Source organism: Streptomyces sp. NPDC059009 (assembly GCF_042740175.1).
Lineage (GTDB): Bacteria > Actinomycetota > Actinomycetes > Streptomycetales > Streptomycetaceae > Streptomyces.
In genome coordinates, this window is sequence record NZ_JBHYJB010000045.1 from 1 (window position 1) to 6673 (window position 6673).

General features: G+C 73.5%; 5 protein-coding genes. 4 read left to right on the top strand and 1 reads right to left on the bottom strand.

The window, feature by feature from the left end; all coding sequences use genetic code 11:
* Positions 1-270 precede the first annotated feature (270 nt).
* The gene (locus ACFWYM_RS35450) at positions 271-2409 is read right to left on the bottom strand and encodes an alpha/beta fold hydrolase (RefSeq protein ID WP_384846674.1); all 2139 of its coding nucleotides are present in this window, start codon (positions 2407-2409) and stop codon (positions 271-273) included.
* A gap of 150 nt (positions 2410-2559) precedes the next feature.
* Here ACFWYM_RS35450 and ACFWYM_RS35455 point away from each other — a divergent pair, with 150 nt between their 5' ends.
* The 4 genes from ACFWYM_RS35455 (at position 2560) to ACFWYM_RS35470 (ending at position 6544) form a co-directional block, all read left to right on the top strand.
* Positions 2560-2754, top strand: coding sequence for a hypothetical protein (locus ACFWYM_RS35455; RefSeq protein ID WP_384846676.1), 195 nt, complete (start codon positions 2560-2562; stop codon positions 2752-2754).
* 92 nt (positions 2755-2846) lie between these two features.
* Positions 2847-3770, top strand: a complete 924-nt coding sequence (mshB, locus tag ACFWYM_RS35460) for an N-acetyl-1-D-myo-inositol-2-amino-2-deoxy-alpha-D-glucopyranoside deacetylase (RefSeq protein ID WP_384846677.1) — start codon at positions 2847-2849, stop codon at positions 3768-3770.
* A 104-nt stretch (positions 3771-3874) separates the two neighbouring features.
* Positions 3875-4255, top strand: a complete 381-nt coding sequence (locus ACFWYM_RS35465; RefSeq protein ID WP_384846824.1) for a DUF6113 family protein — start codon at positions 3875-3877, stop codon at positions 4253-4255.
* Between the two features lie 147 nt (positions 4256-4402).
* Positions 4403-6544 carry a hypothetical protein gene (locus tag ACFWYM_RS35470; protein ID WP_384846679.1) on the top strand — a complete coding sequence of 714 codons (2142 nt, stop codon included), beginning with the start codon at positions 4403-4405 and terminating at the stop codon, positions 6542-6544.
* Positions 6545-6673 lie beyond the last annotated feature (129 nt).

Genomic DNA, 6673 nt, shown 5'->3' on the forward strand with positions numbered 1-6673 from the left:
GGCTATCTGTAGCCCGTCCGGCGCTTGAGGACGAGGCCGTCCAGGCCGATACGGGGGTCTAGGGGCGAAGCCCCAGGAAGGCTGCCCCAGGGCGACGGAGTCGCCGGATTCGGGAAGGGGCGGGATCGGGGAAGAGAAGAAACAAGCGGGCAACCGCCACGACCCGCCCCCGATATACGCGCACCCCACACTGAATCCCGTACGGCCGTGCGGGTGCCGTGGACCGGCTGGGGTGCGCCATGTCACCCCAGCCGGTCGCCCGAGACCCCCTCAGAGGCCCAACGACCGCTTCAAGAAGTCGACTTGGAGCAGCAGGAGATTCTCCGCCACCTGTTCCTGCGGCGTCATGTGCGTGACGCCCGACAGCGGCAGGACCTCATGCGCCCGCCCCGCCGCGAGCAGCGCGGAGGAGAGGCGCAACGCGTGCGCCACCACCACGTTGTCGTCGGCCAGACCGTGCACGATCATCAGCGGCCGGTGCGGCTCCTCGGGGGAGACGAGGCCCTCCTCCGTGACGAGGGAGCTCAGCCGGTACGCGTCGGAGGCGGGCGCCGGGCCCGTCGGGTCGCCCAGGTAGCGCTCCGTGTAGTGCGTGTCGTAGAGGCGCCAGTCCGTCACCGGCGCCCCCGCCACCCCCGCGTGGAACACGTCCGGACGCCGCAGCACCGCGAGCGCCGCGAGATAGCCGCCGTACGACCAGCCGCGGATGCCTACGCGGGTCAGGTCGAGCGGGAAGCGGTGCGCCAAGTCTTGCAACGCGTCGGCCTGATCGTCCAGGGTCACCGTGAAATCGCCGCGGATCGCCTTCTCCCAGGAGGGCGAGCGGCCGGGCGTCCCACGGCCGTCCGCGACGATCACCGCGAAGCCCTGGTCGGCGAACCACTGCGACGTGAGGTGCGGGTTGTGGGCCGCCAGGACCCGCTGGCCGTGCGGGCCGCCGTAGGGGTCAAGGAGCACCGGAAGCGGGCCGTCCGACTCCTCGTACGAGCGGGGGAGCAGGACCGCGCACGGGATGCGCCGCGCGCCCGCCTCCGTGAGCGTGATGCGCGGCGTGAGCCCCGGGCGCTGGGCGTGGGAGGCGATGGCCGCGGTCTGCTTGCCGTCGCGCCAGACCGTGACCTGGGCACCGGGGCGGTCGGGCGTCGCCGAGACCAGGACCGTCACCTCGCCCGCGCGCACCGCCGAGTGCACCCCGGGCTCCTGGGAGAGCCGCTCCACGCCCAGTTCGTTGACGCGGTAGACATGGATCTCGCCCGTTTCCGGCTCCGCTGCCGTGGCGCCCGCCGACGCCGAGATCAGCACGTCCTCGTCCGCCACGTCCAGGACCGCGCGCACGTGCAACTGCGGTCCCGTCAGGGGGCGTTCACCCACCGCGAGGACGCGCGCGCCGGCCTCGTCCACGATGCGGACGAGCCGCCCGCTCGGCGTCCAGCACGGCGAACCAGGGAAAAGATCAAGCCATTCCTGATCTTCGTCCGCGTGCACCATACGGGTCGAACCGTCGTCCGGATCCACGGCCAGATACAGCTGGCTGAGCTGGTCGCGCGCCTGGACGAGGAGGAGAGGGGCGCCCGCCGACGACCAGTGCACCCGCGCCAGGTACGGATAGCGGGCGCGGTCCCAGGCGATCTCGGTGCGGGCGCCGTCCAGGGTCATGACGAAGAGGCGTACGTCCGCGTTGGGCGTCCCCGCCGCCGGGTACGCGACCTTGGCGGGCTCGCGGTCGGGGTGCGCGGGGTCGGCGATCCACCAGCGCTGTACGGGGGCGTCGTCGGCGCGCGCGACCAGGAGGCGGTCCGAGTCGGGCGACCACCAGAAGCCGCGCGCCCGGTCCATCTCCTCGGCGGCGATGAACTCCGCCAGGCCGTAGGTGACTTGGGGCGCGTCGGGTTCGGCCAGGGCGCGGTCGTCCGTGCCGTCCGCCGCCGTGACGCGCAGGGTGCCCCCGGAGACGTACGCGATGTGGCGGCCGTCGGGGGAGGGGCGCGGGTCGATCACGGGGGCGGGCGTGGGGAGTTCGCGCGCCGTGCCCGCGCGCAGCTCCGCCGCGAAGAGCCGCCCGGAGAGGGTGAAGGACGCCACCTCCACGGCGGCGTCCGTGGCGTAGCCGACGATGCCCGCGCCGCCCTCCCTGCTGCGCTCGCGCCGTGCCCGCTCGGCGGCCGAGAGGCGCTCGGCCGCGCCGTCCAGGAGGGCGTGCGGATCGGCCGCGACGCGCTCGGCGCCGCCGTTCTCCAGGTCCAGGACCCAGAGTTGGCCCGCCCGGTCGGTGCCCGATGCGGAGCGCAGGAACACCACGCGCGATCCGTCGGGCGCCACCGTGAACGCGCGGGGCGCGCCGAGGGTGAAGCGCTGGGTGCGGGCGTGCCGGCGCGGGAATGAAACGTACGCGGTGGTCTCCGTGGTCATTCCTCGAGACTATGGCGCATGCGCCCCTTGTGCTGCTGTGCTCCGACTCATGCGTCCGCACGGATAGTTATGATCCGTAGCGCTTCGTGGGTATGAACCTGCTGGTGTGTCCGCTCAGGGTACGGATCTGGATCTTGGAGGTGAGCCGCCGTGGCACTCTCGATTTCGGCGGTGGTGCTACTGGCGATCATCGTCTTCCTATTGATCAAGAAGTCGGGTCTCAAGGGCGGCCACGCCGTCGCCTGCGTGCTCCTCGGCTTCTATCTGGCGAGCTCCTCCGTGGCGCCGACCATCAATGAGCTGACGACGAACGTCGCGGGCATGATCGAGGACATCAAGTTCTGAGACACCACGTTCCGAGCGCCGCCCTCGGCGGGTGGAGGGCGCGGGCTTCAGTGGGTGAGGGGCGCGGGCGCGCGGGCTCGTAGGGTGGTCCCATGACGGAACCGCCCGCCCGGCGCCTGCTGCTCGTGCACGCGCACCCCGACGACGAGTCGATCAACAACGGCGCAACGATGGCCAAATATGTGGCCGAAGGCGCCCGGGTCACCCTCGTGACCTGCACGCTCGGGGAGGAAGGCGAGGTCATCCCGCCCGAGCTCGCCCATCTCGCCGCCGACCGCGAGGACGCCCTGGGCGCCCAGCGCATCGGCGAGCTGTCCGCCGCGATGAAGGAGCTGGGCGTCGCCGACCACCGCTTCCTCGGCGGGACCGGGCGGTACCGCGACTCCGGGATGATGGGCGCCGAGCAGAACCACCGGGACGGGTCCTTCTGGTCCGCCGACCTCGACGAGGCCGCCGCGTCCCTCGTGGAGGTGATCCGCGAGGTCCGCCCGCAGGTCCTGGTCACCTACGACCCGGACGGCGGCTACGGCCACCCCGACCACATCCAGGCCCACCGCGTCGCGATGCGGGCCGCCGAGCTCGCCGCCGAGAGCGCCTTCCGCGCCGACCTCGGCGAACCGCACCAGATCGACAAGATCTACTGGAACCGGGCGCCGCGCTCCGTGGTCGAGGAGCGCTTCCGGTGGCTCGTCGACGAGGCGCTCCCGCAGTCTCCGTTCACCCGGGCCGCAGCCGTCGCGGACGTGCCGGGCGTCACCGGCGACGAGCGGATCACCGCCGAGATCGACGGACGCGCCCACGCGCGCGCCAAGGCGGCGGCCATGGCCGCGCACGCCACCCAGGTCGAGGTGCAGGGCCCGCTGTTCGTCCTCTCCAACGGCCTCGCGCAGCCCGTCTTCGACGTGGAGTACTACGAGTTGGTGCAGGGCGACTCCGGTGCGCCCGCCGGTGAGCGCGAGACGGATCTCTTCGCGGGGCTCGGACTCGAAAGGGTGACGGGGGTGGCAGCGCAGTGAGTACGCGTTCCAAGGCGGCGTCCGGGCCGTCGAGCAGCGGGAGCGGGAGCGGGAGCGGGAGCGGGGGCGGGGGCGGCAGCGCCCCGGCCGCGCCCGGCGGGTTCATGGCGCAGCCCGTCGACGTCGTGCGGATCGCCGTCTACGCCGGGCTCCTGGTGCTCGGCGCCGTGGTCGGCGTCGCGGGCGCCCTCGTCCAAGCGGGCTGGTTCCCGGGCGGGTTGCTGCTCGCGCTGCTCGGCGCCGCGGGCACCTTCTTCGGCGGGGCGCGCGCCACCGGGACCCGGGCGGGTGCGGTGGCGCCCGCCGCCGGGTGGGTCGTCGTGGTGCTGTTCCTGACGGCCACGCGGCCCGAGGGGGACTTTCTGTTCGGGGCGGGCCTCGGCTCGTATGTCTTCCTGCTCGGCGGGATGGGCGTCGCTGTGATGTGCGCCACCCTCGCCCAGTCACCGCAACCAGGCGGGCACAGCGCCCGACTTGGCAAGTGACGTACCACTTCCGCCCGCGCCCGTCACGGGTTTGACGTCGGTCACAGCTTGCGTGTCGGCGGTGGACAGTATGGTGGTGCGCGCCGCCGAGCCGCCCGAGCAGTCGAAGGTCGTAACGGGCGGTGGAGCCAACCGGGAGAACCTGCCTTGAGTCGTGAAACTGACAGTTCGTCCTCCGGGCCCCAGGGGCGCGGTGGAGCCGCTTACCCCTCGGGGACCCCGCCGTACGGCTCGCCCGCGCAGGGCGGCCCCGTCGGCGGCGGTCCGGAGGGTGCGCAGCGCCAGTCGGCCGACGAGCGGCCCGACGAGCCCGAGACCCAGACCACGCTGACCACGCGCATCCGGATCAACATCCCCGGCTCGCGTCCCATCCCTCCGGTCGTCATGCGCACGCCGATGGGTGAGGGGGAGGACGCGGGGCGCGGGACGGACGAGCCGTCGCCGGGTGCCGCGAACGGCGCGGGACCGGGTGCGGGCGCCACGGCCCCGGCACCGGCTGCCGACACCTCGCCCGAGGGGCCCGCGAGCGAGGAGCCCGCGGAGCCGGCCAGCGACTGGTTCGCGCCGCGCAAGAGCCCCTCGCGCCCGCAGGGCGGCGCCACGGGATCGCCTGCCGCCCCCTCCTCAACTCCCGCGGCCGGTACGCCGATCACGCCCCCCGCCGCTCCCTCCGCCCCGTCCGGCGGCAGCGGCGGCGGTACGGGCTCCTTCGACGTGTCCGGCGCGGTCGCGTCGGGTCCGCTGGGCAGCGGGGCGCCGCAGGGGCGTGAGCCGCAGCGCGGTGACCTTCCGTACTTCTCGGCTGGTGCTGGTGCTGGTGCTGGTGCTGGTGCCGGTGACGACTTCGGTGACTTCGACGGGTCCGCCGGTCCCGCCGGTCCCGCCGGCCCGACCGGTGGCCCGGTCACCGGCGACAGCCCCCTGGCCCCGCCGACGCCGCCCGGCCCGCACGTGACGAACGCACCCCGGCCCGGTGGCATCAGCGACGACACCGCCATCCTCACGCCGCAGAAGCCCGCCCCGCCGACGGCCCAGGGCGGCCCCGGAGGCCCCGGTGGACCGGGCGCTCCGGGCGCCCCCGGTGGTCCCGGCGCCCCCGGAGGACCTGGCGCCCCCGGTGGTCCCGGCGCCCCCGGAGGACCTGGCGCCCCCGGCGGAAACGTCTCCGGCGAGACCCTCAACAGCGGCATCCCCGTCGTACCGCCCGCGCAGAACTCCCCGTTCGCGACGGGCCCCCAGCAGCGCTCCCCGCTCGACGAGCCGGGCCCGCACACCCCGCCCCGCCTCCCCGAGCCGGTGCAGCCCGACGTGCCCAGCACCACGTCCGCGCCCAAGAAGAAAAAGGGGCGCAACAAGCTGGTCCTGGTGGCCGTGGGCGTCGTCGTCCTTGCCTGCGGGGCGTACGGCGCGGGGCTGTTGATGAACCACGCCGACGTGCCGAAGGGCACCACGGTCCTCGGCGTCGACATCGGCGGCGGCACCCGCGACGAAGCCGTCAAGAAGCTCGACGGCGCCCTCGGCGAGCGCGTCACCAAGCCGCTGAAGCTCTCGGTGGACGGCAAGGAGGTCGCGCTCAAGCCGGACCAGGCGGGCCTCACGCTGGACAGCCTGGCCACCGTCCGCGAGGCGGCGGGCAGCGACTACAACCCGGTCTCGGTGGTCGGCTCCCTCTTCGGCGGCGAGCGCGTCGTCGAGCCCGTCATGCCGGTGGACGAGGAGAAGCTGGCGGCCGCCCTGGAGCGGGCCGCGGGCGGCTCGGGCTCGGCGAGCGACGGCACGGTCAAGTTCACGCCGGGCAAGGCCGTCCCCGTGTACGGCAAGGCGGGCAAGGGAATCGACGTCGACGCGTCGACGGCCGCGGTCGCGGACGCGTACAGGAAGCAGGTGCAGACGGGCAGCGCCGGGTCGGTGCAGGTGCCCGTCACCGACCGCAAGCCGAAGGTCACGAACGCGGCGGTGGACAAGTTCATGAAGGAGTTCGCCAAGCCCGCCATGTCGGCCAACGTCACGATCCAGGCGGGCGGCAAGTCGCTCCCGTTCGGCCCGGCGAAGTCGCTGCCGAAGATCCTTGAGACGCGGATGGCGAAGGACGGCAGCCTGCAGGTGCACTACAACCTCCAGGCGCTCAAGGCGCTGTACGGCAACACCTTCGACGGCGTGCTGATCCAGCGCGGCAACGGCGACAAGACCCCGGTGCAGCCGACAGACGTCGCCCAGGCCATGAACAAGGCGCTGATCGGCAAGACCCCCGCACAGCGCGTCGGCGTGATCCAGACCAACGCCAGCTGACCCGGCACCAACTGTTCGCATCGGTCAGTCGACCGGAACGCACCCCGAGGGCCGGGCGGGCTCACTCATCGAGCCCCCCCGCCCCCCCCCCGTGGTGGAGCGCCCCCGCACCCGACGGCCCCAGGGCCC

Excerpts from the sequence above, each read along its gene's own strand:
- mshB (WP_384846677.1), top strand. The coding sequence starts at position 2,847 with ATGACGGAACCGCCCGCCCGGCGCCTGCTGCTCGTGCACGCGCACCCC.
- ACFWYM_RS35450 (WP_384846674.1), bottom strand. The coding sequence starts at position 2,409 with ATGACCACGGAGACCACCGCGTACGTTTCATTCCCGCGCCGGCACGCC.
- ACFWYM_RS35465 (WP_384846824.1), top strand. The coding sequence starts at position 3,875 with ATGGCGCAGCCCGTCGACGTCGTGCGGATCGCCGTCTACGCCGGGCTC.